Genomic DNA, 18,561 nt, shown 5'->3' with positions numbered 1-18,561 from the left:
TTCGTTTGATCAACCTTTAACGGTGGTCGCCACGATCGTTGCGGCATTGCTCACCGCGTGGTTGGTTCACGAAGTGGATCGATACGCGATCCTGTTCGGTCGTCGACGAGTGGTGTTGACGATGGTGTTCGGCTTTGCGGTTGCCGCAACCCTCCGTGCGATTTTGGAAATGGTTTGGCCGGGCGTGAGTCTGGCGCTCAACGGCGGTGTCGCAATGGATCCTGCCGGATCGATGGGGTGGATGCAAAACATGACCGTGATCGGTTTTGTGATCCCTGGGCTCGTTGCCCTCTGGATTGCTCGCAGCGGCGTGGTGCAAACCCTGTCGCCGTTGGTGATCGCCACCGCGTTGGTGCATCTGACGTTGGTTGCGATTGGGGTCACGCGTTTAGCGTGAGGTTGCTCGGTGGCGCTCATATGACCAGAGTGCGGTTGGTCAAAATCGTTTGACGGTTGATTGAAAAGCACAAGCTTCCAAACATGAAAAAACTGTACTACCGGCCGCAGAAAATCTCTTCGGCGTCTCTTTTGTTTCTCGCCGCGCTGTCCATCACGGTGGTGATCGCACTTCGCAACATGCCGAGTCGTTGGACCAAGCTAGAAAGCCTAGCTGGAAAGGCGATGCAGGTGCCCGATCTCGAGGACCGCATGCTGACCGCATCGGAGCGTGCTGAAGACGCGTTCGATGCGATCCATTGCCAACGTGTGGTGCTCGGTCATGCCATGCTCGATATCCACGACCCAGCGGATACCGGCATGGTCGGGCCTTCGATGTCAATGGTGACCAGTCTGCCTGGGCACCTCGAGGCAAAGTTGACTAGCGTCAACCCGAACTTCGCCGCCGTTGCGATGCGGTTACTGATCGATGCGGGCGTTCGTCCCGGCGACCGGATTGCGATCGGGTGTACCGGTTCGTTCCCGGCACTCAACATCGCGGTGTACTGCGCCGCCGAGGCGATGGACCTGCGTCCGGTCATTATCAGCAGCGCCGCGTCGAGCCAATTCGGTGCCAACTCGCCGGATATGATGTGGCCTGACATGGAAAAGCTGCTCTATGAACAGGGCATCATCAATCACCGCAGTGAAATGGTTTCCCGCGGTGGTTTCGAAGACCGCGCGGCCGGCATGAGTGATGACACTCGGAAGATCCTCGAAGCATCGATCGAGCGAAGCGGTCTGCCGCTGATGGACAGCGAGAGCGATGACGACGCGATCGAGCGGCGGATGATGGTTTATTCACAGGCCGTCGAAGACGAAATGTTTGCCGCGTACATCAACGTTGGTGGTGGTGACGCGTCGGTCGGGGGTACCGAGGGCAACGATGCTCTCGGCGAAGGCGTGATTCACCCGATGTCATCATTCCATCCGCGTAACCTATTGGGTTTGAACCCGATCGCTGCGGCGACATCTTCCACAACCGCCGCGACGAAGAGTGGTGCGAGCGACCCAGCGGATGCAGGAAAAGCGAACGATTGCGTGGCCACTCGCTTTTTGGCATCCGGCGTGCCGGTGATCAACATGATCAACGCGGTGAAGTTGGCTAACCAATATGGGTTGCCCGTTGCGTCGACCGAAATCATCCGTCCCGGTGAAGGTGGCGTTTACGTGATCGCAGACATGCGGCGACCTCTCGCGGTGGCGGGCATCGTCTTCATCATGCTGTCGACGTTGCTGGTCGTGCGTCCGCCTGCTCGCTTGGTCGACGCCGGAAAGAAACGCGGTTGGTTTGGCGATGATGCCAAGTCCCAACCGCAGTTGATGGTGTGACCGAAACGGGATTTCTCGTCGCGGTTGTCTGTGTCAGTTCTCTGTCGTAGTAGGCGGTAGTGGATCTTTCACAAGATCCACTACCGTAAATTCAGACTGCCGAAGTCTGGCGACATCGGCGACGTCTTCTTTGAAAACGCTCTAGCAGACGCTGTCGCGTAGGCGTCTTGGGAAGTCCGGGAACGCGGCCCGGATTCGGGTCCAGTTCGGGATCGCGGGGTTCCCGCTCGGGTCGTTTGCGAATGTTTCGCCTGCCTGGGTGACACAGCGTGCAAAGGCTTCGATCGCCGCCTCTTCATCGTGCCTGTTGTAATTGAGTGAATTCACGCGTGCATCGGCGGCGTATTGCCGAATGCAATCTTGCGCGATTCGCAGGAAGGACGCACGCAACGTGACGAATGTCGAGTGGCTCAGCACGATCCCCTGGCTCGCCAACGTGCGGTAGATCGTGGTCAGAATGTCAAGCGCCATCTTCATCAGCCCACGCTGCGAATCGGTGATCGACATCTCTTGGTGTTTGTGCTCGTACAGGCATGCCAAGTCGACTTGGCAAACCCGTTTGAGCGAGGTGTTGCGATAAACCTCCGCGAGCGTTCCGACCTCGAGTCCCCAGTCGCTGGCGACGCGGTTGGTGCGTGCGAGATTACGAGTCAGAGAAAACTCACCGGCGAGCGGATAGCGGAAGTTGCCGAGGAAGCGTACGAACTGATTCTCGGGGAAGCACTGCATCAATGCACGCAGCAGTGGCGCGACCAGTAGCCGTACAACCCGGCCGTGCATGCGATCGGTGACCCGCGCGTAATAGGCTTTGCAGAACTCGTAATCCAAACTCGGGTGTACCATCGGCAGGCAGAGTCGAGCGAGCATCTGCCGGTTGTAGTCGACGATGTCGCAATCGTGCAGGACAAATGTTTCGACGTTAGGGTCGTCGAGCAGATAGCCAAACGCCGTCCAGACGCTGCGTCCTTTGCCTGGTGTCGAAAGCGGGATGTCAGCGTCGATTAGTTCGTTGTACAGAGATTGCACCGCCGGACCGTCGGTCCACAGCACTTTGGCGCGATCGCCCAGCGGTGCAATCTTCTGGCAGGTTTCGTCGTAGTCGGACTGATCCGGGGCAACGCCGAGACTGACGACGATCGACCCGATGTAGTCGGCCTGTTCGAGTTCGTTGACGATCTTCGCGAACGGTTCCGCTCGCATGTCCGAGGCGGTGACCGGCAGTACCAAGCCGATTTTTTGTTTCTGAGTTGATTCCCGCAGCATGTCTTCGAGGTGATCGAGGCTGGCGCTGCGGAGGTCGTGGATCGTTGTGATTACATCGTGTTGGTAAAAATCAGGCATGAATGAAGGGTTCCTTATCCAGAAGAGTTGATCTTGGCAGTGCCAATGGTAACGGAAGTGCCGCCCCGGTTGTGTTGGCGACGTGTTTGGCCGCACCCCGAGCATCGCAACGGTACCTGCCTTTCCCCAAGCGGTGATCCGATGACGAGGATTTTTCCGATGCTGGCAGTCGTGATTGCGCACAAATTTCAGCAACTTTTTTGAAGCGTGACGTTTGGCATGATGTAGATTTCAATGCCTTCGTCCCAGTAGAGGGGGCGGCAGGTTCGCATTCGAAATAGTGAAATATTGTCGCAGGAAGTGATGCGGTGATTTTCTGTATCCTATCCTTGCACATTCACTTTTAGTCAGGATCGTTTTTCAACACGATTTCCGCTCCATGTTCGTCACCGACCTTATCGCGATTAGCGTTTCGACGCTCTCGACCAGCTCAGCAGTGGGTGCGGATCTGTATTGTCGTGTCGACAATTCGGATCGAGCGCAGCTGTTCCGGGGTGCGAATTATCCGATGGCGTCGGAGGACCTCAACCGGTTGAAATCGCGCGGGGTCAACCAACTCTATATTGAACGCGAGTCTCGGGCACAGTACCAAGAGTACCTTCGCGAGTTGGCATCGGGCGATGATGATTCCGCGACCAACGAGCAACGTTCGGCGGCGCTAAATGAGGTCGTGTTGGATGTCTTGGCCACAAACTTCAAAGGTAGAGACACTGACAGTACCGTTGATGCGGCTGCCGAACTCAGTGGCATAGCCGCGAGTCTCGTGACGCGCGAAGACTTTGCCGCCGGCGACCTTTTCCGGGTGCTCAATCACGATTACGCAACCTTCACCCACAGTGCGAACGTCGCGTACTACGCCGGGATGCTGGCGACGAATCTAGGGTTCACGCCGGCGGACGTTGAATTGGTCATCGCCGGTGGGTTGTTGCACGACCTCGGCAAGCTCCAAATTCCCGACGCAATTCTGACCAAGCCTGGGCGTTTGGACGAAAGCGAATTCCGAGCCATTCAGAAGCATCCGCTGACCGGTTTCCGACAGGTTGCCGAACGCTCGGACCTGACCGAGGCGCAGCTAATGATGGTTTATCAGCATCATGAGCGTTGCGATGGCGGTGGGTATCCGGTCGGATGCACCGCGGATGAGATACACCCATGGGCAAAGCTGTGCGCCGTTGTCGACATCTATGAAGCGGTCACTAGCCAACGCCCTTATCGCAAACCCATGCCGCGTTCCCAAGCGATCGAGTTGCTTGAGCGTCAAAGCGGCGATGCACTCGATCCGGAGATGGTGAAATGTTGGATTTCGATTATCCAAACCACTATGCCAACCTAATCCGTTCGATCGATTGGGAGATCGAGTTGCCCTCCGCGTGGGACGAGTTCTTCAGTGAGACGGGCGTCGTCACTAATCTCGATCCGGAACGTCGTGGCAAGCAACGGCGAATCGTTCGGTTGAAAGGCTTGATGGCGATCGACCAACCGTTGCCGTCGATTGCGAGGAGGAAGTATTTCTTCGGTGTCTACACGAAGGACTTTTCCAAAGACGCGTGTGGAGTTGTGACACCCTTTCAACTCTTTCCTGAAGAACGCGTGCGATTGGTTCTGCCAACGTTCTGGTTGGAACTGCGTGTTGTTCGTTGCCACCGAGAAACGAAGACCTGCTTCGATACCGGTTTTGAATTGCTGCACCGCCATGATCCGCACCGGAGTGCATTCATCTCAGGCGGAAATTTCCTGAAGGTATGATTCCTTTCGAGGCCGGGATTCGTCGCCTGTGCGAACCGGCATTTTAGACGCGAGGCCGAACCACTGCGGCGTCTGGCCTTTGGTTTCCACGCGGATCGAAACCGGTCCGCCAAAGTCATTTGCGGTGACCACGCGTTCGCGTTTGCCGCCAATGGTGATGGTCACGCTCTCGAAGCAAGTCGCGCCGTTGACTTGTCCGACGGGAACTCCGAACGAGACAAACGGGAATCCGTTGAGCTTGCTCGTGTGGAGTTCTTTGTTGCGGCGGTGATAGGTGATAAAGGAACGATTCATGAAAAGGGCCCCCTTTTGCGAAAGACAGTTAGAACACTGTCAGTATGGGTGACCCGGTGGACACGTTTGGTCAAAAGGGTTGGTTTTCGCCGTCGGATGCAGGTTCGGTGGCCTGCCAATAGGCCGCACGGAGCCTCCCGGCTGCGTCATCGGCATTACCGGCAACGTTTAACAGGCACCCCAGCAGCGGGCCGCCGTCACACCGCGTAGAAGTGACCGATTCGGTCGCGAGGATCTCGCCAAACCGCGACGCTACCGCCTCCATGATGACGCTCGTCGACTCGTCCCGGGCGTCGACAACCATCACGTGACGTTCCAACGCCACCACGCTCCACGGAACCTCTGTCGGAATCGCGTCAAAAATTCGCAGGTAGTTTCGGCATAGAGCGGTGACGTCCATCGGATCGATTCTATCAACCGGCGACGGAAGGCAAGTGTCGAAAGTTTTCGGTGCAGTCATTGGACCGGGGAGTTGCGAGTTTGCTTCGGTTGCGTTTTTACAGGTGGCTCGGCCTGACTCCGAGGACAAATGCACTCATCCAGAGACGTCAAAACCTAGTATTCCACTGCAGCGTGGTTTTCGGGTGGAATTGTAGTGAATGACGCAAGGAATCTCCTTGCGTGACTAGCGCATCAAGGACTCGTCGCCTTGTCCGCTACCCGAAAAACAAGTTGACGTGAAGTACTAGAGGTCGGCGCGAATCACTCCATGGCCAGAGCATACCAGATCGCAAGCCAATTTGAGCCGCCGCTCGGGGTGCTGCGGCGAGGGCAGTACCCGCAGGTGCCAGCCGTTGCACCCTCTGGAGTAGCAAAGCGATCGTGCCGGGGTTATCGTTTGGGGGGCGTCGTTTTAATGGCAACGCAACACGATCATTGGCAAAGCACCAAGAGGGGCATCATGGAACCGAGCAGTTCCGGACAACCGTACGGTTATCGCGCCGAAGAGCACGAAGCTGAATCTTTCAATCCGTTCGCACCATCCACCCAAGTCGACGAGACGCTCGCCGAACCGGCGGCAGATGACGTGCGGGCCTACCGGCAGTACCACATCGCTCACGAAGCATCGGTCAAGTCAATCGGTTTGCTGCATTGGCTCAGCGGTGCGATCATGCTTCTTGCCGGCATTGGTTTGACGGTCGGTAGCGTGACCGCGGGCGGGCCAGATGCCATGTGGATGCTGATCTTCGGCGGAGCCCTCGCCGTATTTGGAGGTCTTTGGATCTGGCTCGGCGTAGCTATCCGCCGGCTCAATCCGATCGCAAGAATCGTGACCTGTATCGTCAGCGTGATCGGCTTGCTTTCCTTCCCCGTCGGAACACTGATCAACGGCTACTTTCTCTATCTGCTGCTTTCACAGAAAGGACAAGCGATCTTCGACCCGAGCTACCAACGTGTGATCGAAGCCACGCCGGATATCAAGTATCAGACGTCGAAGCTGGTCTGGGTCGTGCTGATTATCTTCGTCGCGTTTATCGGCGTAGCAATTGCCGCCGTGTTCATCGGCTCGTGAGCCAACGTTCTGGTGGCAAAAGTGCGCGGGGCAACCTCATCGAGCTATACAAAGCCCTCTTCTTTGATAGTGGATCTTGTTAAAGATCCCGCTGCAAGAGGATCTTTACAAGATCCACTACGACCTAGCGTTAAGCCAAGTTGCGTTGGGATACAGTTGCGTTGGGATACAGTTGCGTTGGGATACAGTTGCGTTGGGATACAGTTGCGTTGGGATACAGTTGCGTTGGGATACTAGGCGGCGTCCAGGCCTGTTCTTAGGTAGCGAAACTCGCCGACGGATTGTCGGTTTAATCAAGAGTCAACCTGCTTTCGTTTAACCGGTAGCCGTAGGCGACGCTTGACGGAACACAACCTACCCTTCGGGCACGGGTTAAACGAAAATTGAACGGTATTGCCGTTAAACGAATAAATCAACAGCCCGCCGAGAGTTTCGGGAACGCTCGTGAATCACCGAAAGTCTTGGCGACTTTCGCTACGCCCTTGAGTTCTCATTCTTGATCGTGACGCAACTCTAGCGGTCGAACCACTTCTTGATCGCGTGCAACGTGGTGGCTCGGCCGGCACGTGCGATGGACGTGGTCAGTGGGATTTCTTTCGGGCAAACAGCGACGCAGTTTTGTGCGTTACCGCAAGCCGAGATACCGCCGGGGCCGATCAAGGCTTCGAGGCGTTCGGCGGCGAGAGCCTTGCCGGTCGGATGGTTGTTGAACAGCATCGCTTGCGAGATCGCGTGCGGGCCGATGAAGCCTTCGTCGTATGCCGCTTTCTTGCGTGCTTCGAAGGCCTCGTCGCTTTCGCCTTCCTCGCGAGTCAATTCGATCTTGGTGTATTGCGGGCAAGCTTCGAGGCAGCAACCGCAGCTCATGCACTGGCTGAGCGGGTAGTTGCGTTCCTGATCTTCGCGAGGAATCCGTTCGCCCGGACCGAGGTTGTAGTAGCTGTCGACCGGCACCCATCCTTCGACGCGTTCGAGTGCCTCGAACAGCCGACTGCGGTCGACCATCAGGTCACGCAGCACGGGGAACTTCGTCATCGGCTCGAGCACGATCTCGTCCGAGTTTTCTTCGAACAGGCGATCTACCAACGCACTGCAGCTTTGGCGTACCCGTCCGTTGATGACCATCGTGCAGGCGCCGCAGACTTCTTCGAGACATCCGCAATCCCAGGCCACCGGGGTGACTTTTTTGCCGTCCACGGTGGTCGCTTGTGCCGCGATCCGCTGCAGGACGCTGATCACGTTCATCTCCCGCTCGTACTTGACCTTGTGGAGTTCCCAGTACGGTTTCTCGCCGGGGCCGTCTTGGCGGCGAACACGGACATTGATGAATTCAGGGCGATTCTTGACTGAAGGTTCCAGGGCGATCATCGGAATTCAGGACTCGCTAGCGGCGGAAAGGAAGAAGATTCGAGCGTTGATAAAGGGTTCAATAAATCGTTTCGGGTGAGTCAATCGACTCACCCGATGTGGTCATCGACTCAGTGCGAACCAGCAGGTTGAGTCGATTCGGATTGACCGGCTTTGGCGGCGGCACGTTCGTTCCAAACCTCTTCGATCGCTTCGGCACCGACGAGCCCGTACAGCCTTGGCCGCGGCGGGATCAATGAGGTGTCGACCGGTTCGTAGGTGAGTTCAGGTTGATTGGTGGCACTGTTCCAAGTCGCGACCGTGCTCTTGAGGTACTTCTCATTGTTCGCTTCAAACGCGTCACACCATGCTTCGGCTTGACGTCGACGTTCGACGGGATCGTCGGATGTCAAAGGCGGTTTGATGAATTCGGGTTTGAAGTGAGCACCGCGGCATTCGTCACGTTGCAATGCACCGCGAAGCAGCGCCTTGGCGAGCGGGAACATGTCCTGCAACGCCTTCGCGAAGATGACGTTTTGGTTGGTCCACGTTCCCGTGTCGGCCAGGTTCACACGCATCGCCCGTTCGTGCAGTTCGTCGACCTTCTCGATCGCTTCGCGGAGTTGGTCGTTTTTGCGAACCACCGTCGCGGCGCGAGTCATGATGTCGCCGAGTTCTTGGTGAATCAGGTATGGGTTTTCGTCGCTGTCTTTGTTGCCGTTGAGCAGGTGGTCGTGGCGATCTTGTTGAGCCTTGACCGCTGCGTCGAGCAGTGACTGCGGGACGTCCGCTGCACCGGACTTTTGCGAGGCGGCGTAGTTGACGATCGACGTCCCGGTAAACAAACCGGTAAAAATGCACGAAAGTAACGAGTTCGCCCCGAGACGATTGGCACCGTGGTAGTGGTAGTCGCATTCGCCGATCGCGTACAACCCTTCGATGCTGGTCATGTGGTTGCGGGGGGCACCGGGTTCGAGGCCTCCGTCGGCGCTCTTGACGTAGTCCGCCCACAAACCGCCCATGCTGTAGTGCACTGCGGGGAAAATCTTCATCGGCTCGTCGCGAGGGTCGACGCCCTGGAACTTCTCGTAAATTTCGAGAATCCCGCCGAGTTTCCGGTCCAATTCCGACCGCTCGATGTGAGTCAAATCGAGGTACACGCACATTCGGTCGTCTTCGACGCTGAGTCCTTCGTTGACGCAGATGTCGAAAATCTCGCGAGTCGCAATGTCACGCGGCACGAGGTTACCGTACTCGGGGTAACGTTCCTCGAGGAAGTAATACCGGTCGGCTTCTGGGATATCGCGTGGCGAACGTGGGTCTTGCGGCGTGCGTGGCACCCAAACGCGGCCACCCTCACCACGAGCCGATTCGCTCATCAGACGCAGTTTGTCCGCACCCGGGATCGCGGTCGGGTGAACCTGAATGAATTCTGCGTTGGCGTACTTCGCACCGACTTGGAAGCAACGGCTCGCGGCGCTACCGGTGCAGAACACGCTCATCGTGCTGCGGCCGTAGATCAGGCCGCATCCGCCGGTCGCGACGACAACGGCGTCGGCGGGGAACGAGCGAATTTCCATCGTGTTCATGTTCTGGGCGACCGCACCGCGGCAACGCCCGGTTTCGTCTTGGATGACACCTAGGAAATCCCAGAACTCGTATTTCTCGATCGCACCGGCAGCTTCCTGGCGACGGACCTGTTCGTCGAGTGCGTAAAGCAACTGTTGACCGGTGGTCGCCCCCGCGAATGCGGTTCGTTTGTAGAGCGTACCGCCAAATCGTCGGCGATCGATGAAGCCTTCCCCGGTGCGGTTGAAAGGAACGCCGAGGCGGTCCATCAGTTCGATCACCTTCGGCGCCCAGAAGGCCATTTCCTTGACCGGCGGTTGGTGGTTCAGGAAGTCGCCACCGTAGACGGTATCGTCGAGGTGTTTCCACTCGTCGTCACCGAGTTGACGCGTTTGGTCGTTGCAACTGTTGATGCCGCCCTGGGCACAAACGCTGTGAGAACGTTTGACAGGAGTGAGGCTGATCAGGTCAACCTTCGAGCCAAGTTCGGCGAGCTTCATTGCCGAAGCGAGTCCGGCGAGACCGCCACCGATAACGACGACGCGGGCGGGTTGAGTGGACGCTGCCATGTTGAAAAACCTTCGTGTCCGGGTGGAATTCGTAACCGGTTAGGAAAAGTATTCAGTGTCTCACCCGGCAGTGTGCCGGGGGGGACGATTGATATGTGAAAAGCAAATGGGTTTCGTTCGTCTTTGTGTCAAAAAGGCGAAGCGGGTTATTCAGTGTCGGGCGGCTATTCGTCCGAATCCGCGTCGGCGGTCTCGTCCGAGTCGTCACCGCCACTGTCGGTCTCGTCGGCGCCGGCGTCTGTGCCTTCGGTTTCGATGATGACGGTTTCTTCTATGATGATCGCGTCGATTTCGCCGGATTCTTCTTCGTCGGCGATCGCTTCTTCGCCTTCGTATCGTTTCTCGGGCATGTCATAAACGAGCCCGGTCTTCAGGGCCGCTTCGTACATTTCGTTTTCAGTCTCGCGGGCTTGGGCGATCTCTTCCGGGCCGGGAGCAACTGCTGCCCACCAGGCCGCAGTACCGATAACCGTCAAAAGCACGCCGAACGCCACACAAACTTTCGTGGCTCGTTCTTGAGCGGAAGGGGAGATCCAAAGCCCCCACGTGATCCCTGCGGTCCACAGCCCATTGGCCAAGTGAAAAACCGTCGCCCAAACACCGATCAGGTAAAACGCAGGCCAGAACAAACCCCAGGCCCAATCGTCCATCGCCATCGCCAGCGAGGAAGCAGCGTTGTAGGGGTAGAAGTTGGCGAACCCGAGCGGTTTCATCACGGCGAGCCATGGCCCGAAGTGGAACCAACCATGAAGGTGCAGGACGTGGAGCATCAGGAACACGAACGCGATCAGGCCGGTCCAGCGTTGCCAGGTGTAACGTTTGTTTCCGGTGAATTTGTAGCTGCCGAGGTTGGATTTACCCGTCTTGATAATCCAAACGCCGAGGATTGCGTGGAACAGCAGCGGCAAGAAGATGCCACCCCATTCGACCAACGGCAATGCGGCACCGAGCGAGTGAATGTAGTACACCGCCCGTTGGAACGTTTCGGTTCCGTTGAGCAGGCTGGCATTCGTCGTTAGGTGGATGCACATGTAAAGGCCCAGTGGCACAATGCCCAAGAGCGAGTGCAGCCGCCGGATCGCGAATTCGTGGCGGATAAAAAACGATTGCGAGCGAGTGAGTTCGGACACGGACGTCTATCGGGTGCTTGGAGGAGATTTGCTGAAACGTCGGCGAGTGGCAGTGTAAGGTTTTTACCCGCGAGGGCCTAGGGATTCTGATTTGCGAAAATGCCTACCGTCAACGCACGACAGCACTGCGTGACGATCTGCCGCACGCGTTCGACGTCGATCGTCACGCGGACCCATTTCGATCACGCAGTCGGGGTTCGATGAGGCGGCTTCGGTTGAATGGGCGGATTGTACGGGGCCGGTTGTATTGGGCCCGTTGTATTGGGCGGGCCATCCAATTACTCGCAGGGTGCCCATTACTCGCCGCACACCAATCACTCATCGGGTGAACGTTCACTCGTCGTCTTCATTCGTGGCGGTGTCGGTCGTGACATCGGTGGCGACGTCGGCCGCGATTTCGGTTGCGGTGTTTTTGCCAGTCGCGTCTGGATCGGCGGCGTTTTCAATCGCGTCTTCGCATTCTGGTTGCAACACGAACCGGTATCCCGCGTCACGCAGCGTTAACAAGTGCACCGGTTCGGCCGGCGATGGCTCGATCATCTTTCGGAGCCGGGCAATGAACTGGTCGACAGCACGGGTTTGCATGTTGCCCGAAACCTCCCAGACATGTACCAGCAATTCCGAGCGGCTGATCACGCGTTCGGGGTTCTCGACGAAGTACTTCAGCAACCGAAGTTCTTTCGGCGTCATGCGAACCGGTTTGCCCGCCACGCGGACTTGGTGAGTCCGGAAGTCGACCGAGACTTGGCCGAACTCGATCGCGTCGACTTTTTGCGTCTGCATCGGTGCCGGCGAGTGTGACGCACCGGATCGATTCCCTGCATTGCTGGCTTGCCCGCTCATCGAGGCGTGTTGCGAGGTGAGCAACAGGTTCTTCACCCGGCTGAGCATCTCATCGAGTTCGAACGGTTTGTTCATGTACTGATTCGCGCCGACGTCGAATCCGCGGGTCCGGTCTTCCGGAAGTGTTCGTGCGGACAGCATCAACACCGGCAGGCCGAGCCCCGCCTCGCGGATGCGCTGGCAAACGGTGTAGCCGCTCATGCCCGGCAGCATCAGATCGAGAATGACCAGGTCGATACTCTGCGGCGAGTGATCGATCAGTTTCAACGCGGCCGGACCGTCTTCGACCAACGAAACACGATAACCCTCCGCCTCTAAGTTGTATTTAATGCCGACGCCGAGGTGTTGTTCGTCCTCGACCACCATGATGTGTGCACGCACTGGGAAAATCCTGTTGGTTGTTGGCGACCCGAGTATTGAACGCCGATCCTGCCCCGCGGGCAATCCGGGAAGGCGAGCGAACGCCCCTGCGAGTTCGCATCGTTGTGGCCCCGATCGCTCCCGAGCATTCCTGCGTGAATCGATGCCGCAACGAAATCATAGCCGTTTGGGCGAGTCGCTTTACTGAGGCCGCATTTTATGGCGAGCGTCGCCGAAAAGGTGCCGGGAGAGAACGCGTCTCAGGCCTCGGGAAATCCATGGATCCGATTTTGAATGCCGTCACGCTGATTGTCGATGACCTGACTCAGGGCTACACTACGGCAACGTTGTTAAGGGAGTCCCCACCGCCCAAATAACGCACGATCTGTTTGCCCTCTCTGACTCACACGAATCGCGTCACCTATGAAGCCCTCTTCAAGTTTGGATATTGAGCAAATCGACACCGTTCGCGTTCAGCTAGGTGATCAGAGCTGCGAATTGCCTTTGGTCGAAGGCACCGAGGGCGAGCGTGCTCTCGACGTCAGCCGCCTGCGGGCGACCACCGGTGCGATCACCCTCGACGAAGGTTTTGTCAACACCGGCAGCACACGCAGCGCGATCACGTTTCTCGACGGCGAGAAAGGAGTCCTTCGTTATCGCGGCTATCCGATCGAACAACTTGCCGCGAATTGCGACTTCATCGAAACGGCTTTCCTGTTGATCTACGGCGAACTGCCGAACTCTCGCGAAATCGAAACCTTCCGCGCGGGAATTCGTGAACACACGATGATTCACGAAGACATGAAAGCGTTCTACAACGGTTTCCCTCGTGACGCACACCCGATGGCGATCCTCAGCAGTGTGGTCGGTGCGTTGTCGACGTTCTATCAAGACTCGCTCGACCTGAGCGACCGCCGGCAAGTCGAAATTTCGATCTACCGACTGCTCGCCAAATTGCCAACGATCGCGGCATACAGTTACAAGAAGTCGATCGGCCAACCGTTCATGTATCCCAAGAACAGCCTCAGCTACACTGAGAACTTCTTGCACATGATGTTCGCGACGCCCGCGTCGGAATATTACATGGACCCGGATTTCGCCGAGGCGTTGAACCTGCTGCTGATCGTCCACGCCGATCACGAGCAAAACTGCAGCACGTCGACCGTCCGCATGGTCGGCAGCAGTAACGCGAACCTGTTCGCGTCGATTTCCGCCGGCATCAGCGCCCTGTGGGGACCGCTCCACGGTGGTGCGAACGAAGCCTGCGTGAACATGCTCGAACAAATCGCACTCGACGGCGGAAACGTCAAGAAGTACGTCGACATGGCGAAGGACAAGGACAACCAATTCCGACTGATGGGATTCGGACACCGCGTCTACAAAAACTTCGACCCACGAGCGACGATCATCCGAGCGTGCTGCGATAAACTGCTCGCGAAACTCAACCTCGACGACCCGTTGTTCGAAGTCGCTCAGCAGCTCGAAGAAGTTGCGTTGAAGGACGAATACTTCATCGAACGTAAACTCTATCCCAACGTCGACTTCTACTCCGGCGTGATCTACCGAGCCCTCGGGATCCCGGTCCAGATGTTCACGGTTCTCTTCGCGATCGGACGTCTTCCCGGTTGGATCGCTCACTGGCGTGAGATGCACAGCAGCCCGGCATTCCGGATCAACCGCCCGCGGCAAATCTACACCGGTTGCACCGAACGCGAAGTCACTCCGCTGGAATCGCGATAGAGGAGCCCCGGCTAGCTGTTCGTCAAAGCCTCGTTCTCGAGTCGCGAAACTCACCAAGAGTTTCGCGAGGGCTCGCGAATCACCGAAAGTCTTGGCGGCTTTTGCTACGCCGTTGAGCCTCATTCTTGATCGTGACGCACCACTAGCGGGCCCGTTTCTGCGGGATGTTGATTGACTAGCCCGCTGCGGGCGGTTGGCAAACGTAGCGATCGTGCCGGTGCGAGTGAAATCCGCGGTTCGGGTTTGCCCGTTTTGACGTAGAAATCTCGTGACAGAATGCCGCACGGTATCTATTCTGGGGGGACGCCTGTTCCCGCCCCCGATAGAGTTCGAAGTGCTTAGATGAGTGAAGAAGATTCGGTTTCATACTCGGATATGGATTCCCGAGGTTTCTTGCTGATCCGCGATTTTCTGGATCAGAGCGAAGTCGAAATGCTGAAGCAAGACTTCGAGTCCGCAGCACTCGAAGTGAACTCCAACTACAGCGTTCGTCGCCTCTCGGCCTCCGCAATGGACCGCCTCGAACCTAAGTTTCGTCACGTCAATGAGCAGGTCGCGGCCCAGTCCAGCGTCAAAGTTGACTGTCTCAATGACGGCGTTTATTTCTCGACCGTCTCGGAGAAGGCGACGCTGAGCAGTCCACGAAAGGGGGCGCAGGCATTTCCTTGGCACCAAGACCACGAAAACTACTGGATGTGGTTCGATGTCAAAAATTATCTGAATTTTTACATGCCGGTGGTCAAACCGGTCGTCGAGAAATCCAATTTGACCGTGGTGCCGTTGGATCGGTTACACGAACGTGCGCCGGAGATTCATGACAAACTGCTTGGCCGTGGCGCGACCCGTGTCCTACCATCGGGCAGCAAGTGGGTGGTCAAAGACGACAACCGTGGTGGCAAAGTCGGTACGCTGGATTTTGACCCCGCCGAAATCGAAGAAACTCCCGAACTGCGTCCCGGCGATCTGCTGTTGTTGCGAGGTGACTTGATCCACCGAACGCAAGATTCGTCAACGCGTCGGGTGGCCGCTTCGATCCGATACATCAACAGCGAAACGCAGGTGCCTCGCGCATCGCTCGCAAAAGGTGGGTTGGCGAAGATGCTGATGATGCTCAACGCACGGTATCTGTTCGAACCCGTGTTCCAGTGTTTTGACAACGCCGACGGCAGCTCCGTCCGCGCCTCCGAGATTGACTTGCACCTAAAGCAGGTGCGAGAACGTCGACTCAGCGGCCAGGAAGCACAAAACACGAGCAAGCTCGCGTTTCTGTCGCGGTTGACCAAAGAAAAACTACGCAGCTAACGCGTTATTAAAAACGACATAGCCCGATGTCACCCGATTCCGGTGCCCTGGACTCAACCCAGTTCGCCGACCACGCCGACAACCTTGCATCGCAAATTGCTCCAGCAGTCTATCTCAGCTCGCTTCTCCGGTAGTGGATCTTGTTAAAGATCCTCATGCACAAGAATCTCTAGCAACGATCTCCAGCAAGCTGCCTGCTACCCACAAGTTTCTCTACGCCGAAACCGTTCTGCCAATTAGCCGGCGGTCGAGCAAGGCGACCACCGCCGGACTTGTGGGCAACAAGCAGGATCTTTAACAAGATCCACTACGGTCTGTCTGGCAACCAAGTTGCGTCGGATGACCGGTCGGGGCTCTTGACGAGGCGGCACGGGGAGTCGTTTCCGGGTAAGGTTGGGGCAGGTGCATGGTCTGAGAACCTCTTCCGTCCGCACCGATCCGAGAGAGTTTTTCTGTCGGTGGGCCTTTACCTCGCATGACACGAACCAACGTCGACGAATCTTGCAGTCGCGAATTGATTCACCGAGTTTGTCGAGTCAACCGTCGTGCGAACGTATTAAGATCACATCGTGCGAGCGTATCCTGAGAAGGTCGCCGAGTTTCGTAGGCTGATCGCGGAAGCACACACGCCGAGCGATCAGTTCCCGTTCACCAAAAAGAAACAGTAACCCGCCCCTGAGGAAGTCTGCGTCATGCCAGAATGGCGCCGACCGGTTGGTGTGATCTCGGCAGAGGTTCCAAACATGAGACGAATCAGCTCCGGCATGCAACGAAAGAACCGATCAACTATGCGAATGAAACGCTTCCTCTATCGATGGCTCGTGGTCGTCCTGTTTACGACGTCAGTCTGCTGCACTGTAGCTGCGGAAGCCGCAGAGGCGACGCGGCCCAACATCATCTACATCAACGCCGATGACCTCGGTGTGATGGATGTTGGGTTTCAAAGCGAACGCTACCGCACTCCGAATCTCGATCGGTTGCGTGCCGACGGGATGTTGTTTACCAACGCGTACGCGCCGGCGGCCAATTGTGCCCCGAGTCGTGCGTGTGTGTTGAGCGGGCAATACGGGCCGAGGCACGGCGTCTACACCGTCGGAAGTTCGCAGCGAGGCAAATCGCAAGACCGCAAGTTGATTCCAACCCCCAACACCCAGCTTCTCGCACCGGACAATCTGACCATCGCGGGCGCGTTGAAGGACGCGGGCTATCGAACGATTCATCTCGGCAAATGGCATCTCGGCCCGGACCCCACGAAACAGGGATTCGACGTCAATATCGGCGGTGACACGTCGGGCGGGCCTTCCGGGGGCGGTTATTTTTCGCCGTTTGACCGCGGCCCGATGCGACGTTTCAGCGATCAATATCCCGCCGGAACGCACCGGGTGGATATCTTTTCGGACCAAGCGATTCGTTTCATGCGTGAGCAGCAATCGCATCCGTTTTTCATGCACATGGCGTACTACAGCGTGCATACGAAATTGCAGCCCGTTCCCGGTTTGGTGGAGAAGTACCAGGGAGTCGACGGGGTGCATGCAGCCTACGCGTCGATGATCGAAAAGATGGATCAGGGAATCGGCAAAATCCTGACGGAGTTAGACAATCTCGGATTGGCCGAAAACACGCTGGTGCTGTTTGGCTCTGACAATGGCGGCATCCGCGACATCTCGGCTCAGGATCCTTATCGTTCTGGGAAGGGTTCTTACTTCGAAGGCGGTATCCGCGTGCCGATGGTCGTGCGTTGGCCGGGAAAGGTTGCCGCCGGTTCCGCCTGCGACGTGCCCGTGATCGGTATCGATCTTTTTCCGACATTCCTCGAGGCAGCCGGCGTGAGTTTGCCAGAGGGAAAACAACTCGACGGAACTAGTTTATTGCCTGTGCTCACGCAGAGCGGTGGCTTGCCCCAGCGGGCTCTTTATTGGCACTTTCCCGTGTATCTGCAATCCTACGCGGGCGTGGGAGACGACTCTCACGACCCGCTGTTTCGCACCCGGCCCGGATCGGCGATGCGATTGGGCAAATGGAAACTACACGAATATTTTGAAGACGGTCGGATCGAGCTCTACGATCTCGAAGCGGGCACCGGTGAGCGTCAAAATCTCGCCGCCTCCTTCCCGGAGAAAGCATCGCAGCTCCATGCGATGCTGACTCAGTGGCGAGAGCAACTCGGTGCTCCCCGGCCGACGCAACCGAACCCCGAATACGTTTCTCCTGCTGCAACCGAGCCAGCAAAGGCACGGCAGAAACAGAAGAGGAACCGCCGAAAGAAAACAACGTCGTGATACAACATTGAGTCGCTGTGAAACGATCCATGTTTGTCCTGCCGAGAGTTTTCGTGGCAGCGATGGGATTGTTCGTCGCGGCGTTCGCGAATGCTTTCGAGCCAACCATTCGCTCTTCGACTCCTTTCCCTGACGCCTGGCGCAAACCTGTTGTCGGCATTCCGAATCTAGCAAACCGGCCGAGCGAGCTCACGGTTCGTACCAACGCAGTCCAGTCTCCGGGTAGGCGGTAGTGGATCTTGTTAAAGATCCTCATGCACCAGAATCTCTAAGACGGATCTCTAACAAGTTGCCTACCACCCCCAAGCTTCTCTACGCCAAAACCGTTCTAACAATTAGCCGGCGCTCGAGCAAAGCGACCACCGCCGCTGAGCACCGATTGCCACCAACGCCTCAACAGGAAAGGCATTTCCCTCAAAGCTAAACGGAACCGAGCTGGAAATTTGATGGCGTGGACCCGTCCCCGGCAATGCTGCAACTTGCCGAGCAAACGCTGGAGCCGCTTGCCTCGCGAGTCAGGCTACACGAGGGCAAGGTCGATGTTGCGCCGGAGGGGCCGTTTGATGCCGCCACGTGCATTTTGGCCATGCATTTTGCAGGCTTGGAGGAGCGAAAACAGATGTTGCCCGCCATTCGTCAGCGGCTCAAGCCACAAGCACCGTAGATCGTGGTGCACCAGAGTTTCCCTCAAACCGAAGGTGCGCGCGAGCGGTGGCTTTCACGGTACATACAAGCACGGCCCTTGCAGTCCCGTCTTTTGT

17 protein-coding genes are annotated in these 18,561 nt (G+C 57.2%); 10 read left to right on the top strand and 7 right to left on the bottom strand.

Going from position 1 to position 18,561, the window contains the following annotated elements:
• On the top strand, positions 1 to 397 hold a 397-nt coding region (pgsC, locus tag RSSM_RS25075; RefSeq protein ID WP_052336117.1), incomplete at its 5' end, for a poly-gamma-glutamate biosynthesis protein PgsC.
• Positions 398 to 480: 83 nt separating this feature from the next.
• Positions 481 to 1,767, top strand: a complete 1,287-nt coding sequence (pgsW, locus tag RSSM_RS25070; RefSeq protein WP_173403179.1) for a poly-gamma-glutamate system protein — start codon at positions 481 to 483, stop codon at positions 1,765 to 1,767.
• A gap of 141 nt (positions 1,768 to 1,908) precedes the next feature.
• On the opposite strand, the gene RSSM_RS25065 is transcribed toward pgsW, so the two are convergent.
• Positions 1,909 to 3,108, bottom strand: coding sequence for a glycosyltransferase family protein (locus RSSM_RS25065; protein WP_008686502.1), 1,200 nt, complete (start codon positions 3,106 to 3,108; stop codon positions 1,909 to 1,911).
• Between the two features lie 379 nt (positions 3,109 to 3,487).
• Between RSSM_RS25065 and RSSM_RS25060 the strand changes: the two genes are divergently transcribed.
• A complete protein-coding gene (locus RSSM_RS25060) occupies positions 3,488 to 4,441 on the top strand; it encodes an HD-GYP domain-containing protein (RefSeq protein ID WP_008686498.1) in 954 nt (317 codons plus the stop codon).
• Positions 4,402 to 4,854, top strand: coding sequence for a PilZ domain-containing protein (locus RSSM_RS32730; RefSeq protein WP_144060102.1), 453 nt, complete (start codon positions 4,402 to 4,404; stop codon positions 4,852 to 4,854). The genes RSSM_RS25060 and RSSM_RS32730 overlap by 40 nt, the downstream gene beginning before the upstream one ends.
• Here the strand turns inward: RSSM_RS32730 and RSSM_RS25050 are convergent.
• Positions 4,828 to 5,148, bottom strand: a complete 321-nt coding sequence (locus RSSM_RS25050; RefSeq protein WP_008686495.1) for a hypothetical protein — start codon at positions 5,146 to 5,148, stop codon at positions 4,828 to 4,830. The two genes, RSSM_RS32730 and RSSM_RS25050, sit on opposite strands and share 27 nt — an antisense overlap.
• 70 nt (positions 5,149 to 5,218) lie before the next feature.
• On the bottom strand, positions 5,219 to 5,548 hold the full coding sequence (locus tag RSSM_RS25045) for a hypothetical protein (RefSeq protein ID WP_144060101.1): 330 nt from the start codon (positions 5,546 to 5,548) through the stop codon (positions 5,219 to 5,221).
• 501 nt (positions 5,549 to 6,049) lie between these two features.
• Here RSSM_RS25045 and RSSM_RS25040 point away from each other — a divergent pair.
• The gene (locus tag RSSM_RS25040; RefSeq protein ID WP_008686493.1) at positions 6,050 to 6,661 is read left to right on the top strand and encodes a hypothetical protein; all 612 of its coding nucleotides are present in this window, start codon (positions 6,050 to 6,052) and stop codon (positions 6,659 to 6,661) included.
• A 513-nt stretch (positions 6,662 to 7,174) separates the two neighbouring features.
• On the opposite strand, the gene sdhB is transcribed toward RSSM_RS25040, so the two are convergent.
• The 4 genes from sdhB to RSSM_RS25020 form a co-directional block, all read right to left on the bottom strand.
• Positions 7,175 to 8,029: a succinate dehydrogenase iron-sulfur subunit gene (gene sdhB, locus RSSM_RS25035; protein ID WP_008686492.1), complete on the bottom strand. Its 855-nt coding sequence runs from the start codon at positions 8,027 to 8,029 to the stop codon at positions 7,175 to 7,177.
• Between the two features lie 110 nt (positions 8,030 to 8,139).
• Positions 8,140 to 10,146 (bottom strand): succinate dehydrogenase flavoprotein subunit, encoded by a 2,007-nt coding sequence (gene sdhA, locus RSSM_RS25030; RefSeq protein ID WP_008686491.1) that lies wholly within the window; start codon positions 10,144 to 10,146, stop codon positions 8,140 to 8,142.
• A 164-nt stretch (positions 10,147 to 10,310) separates the two neighbouring features.
• Positions 10,311 to 11,276: a succinate dehydrogenase cytochrome b558 subunit gene (locus RSSM_RS25025; RefSeq protein WP_008686490.1), complete on the bottom strand. Its 966-nt coding sequence runs from the start codon at positions 11,274 to 11,276 to the stop codon at positions 10,311 to 10,313.
• Positions 11,277 to 11,609: 333 nt separating this feature from the next.
• On the bottom strand, positions 11,610 to 12,500 hold the full coding sequence (locus RSSM_RS25020) for a response regulator transcription factor (protein WP_044303614.1): 891 nt from the start codon (positions 12,498 to 12,500) through the stop codon (positions 11,610 to 11,612).
• A 35-nt stretch (positions 12,501 to 12,535) separates the two neighbouring features.
• Between RSSM_RS25020 and RSSM_RS33375 the strand changes: the two genes are divergently transcribed.
• The 5 genes from RSSM_RS33375 to RSSM_RS34990 all read left to right on the top strand — a co-directional run bounded on the left by RSSM_RS33375 (position 12,536) and on the right by RSSM_RS34990 (position 18,464).
• Positions 12,536 to 12,856, top strand: a complete 321-nt coding sequence (locus tag RSSM_RS33375) for a hypothetical protein (RefSeq protein WP_144060100.1) — start codon at positions 12,536 to 12,538, stop codon at positions 12,854 to 12,856.
• Positions 12,857 to 12,902: 46 nt separating this feature from the next.
• Positions 12,903 to 14,219, top strand: coding sequence for a citrate synthase (locus RSSM_RS25015; RefSeq protein WP_008686487.1), 1,317 nt, complete (start codon positions 12,903 to 12,905; stop codon positions 14,217 to 14,219).
• A 342-nt stretch (positions 14,220 to 14,561) separates the two neighbouring features.
• A complete protein-coding gene (locus RSSM_RS25010) occupies positions 14,562 to 15,521 on the top strand; it encodes a phytanoyl-CoA dioxygenase family protein (RefSeq protein WP_008686486.1) in 960 nt (319 codons plus the stop codon).
• A 794-nt stretch (positions 15,522 to 16,315) separates the two neighbouring features.
• Entirely contained in the window at positions 16,316 to 17,800 is a 1,485-nt protein-coding gene (locus RSSM_RS25005; RefSeq protein WP_236621371.1) for a sulfatase, read from the top strand.
• 451 nt (positions 17,801 to 18,251) lie between these two features.
• A complete protein-coding gene (locus RSSM_RS34990) occupies positions 18,252 to 18,464 on the top strand; it encodes a class I SAM-dependent methyltransferase (protein ID WP_390174069.1) in 213 nt (70 codons plus the stop codon).
• Positions 18,465 to 18,561: the final 97 nt, after the last annotated feature.

Source organism: Aporhodopirellula sallentina SM41, from assembly GCF_000346505.1.
Lineage (GTDB): Bacteria > Planctomycetota > Planctomycetia > Pirellulales > Pirellulaceae > Rhodopirellula > Rhodopirellula sallentina.
The sequence above is the reverse complement of the archived record's forward strand: the minus strand, read 5'-3'. Positions and strand labels throughout refer to the sequence as shown.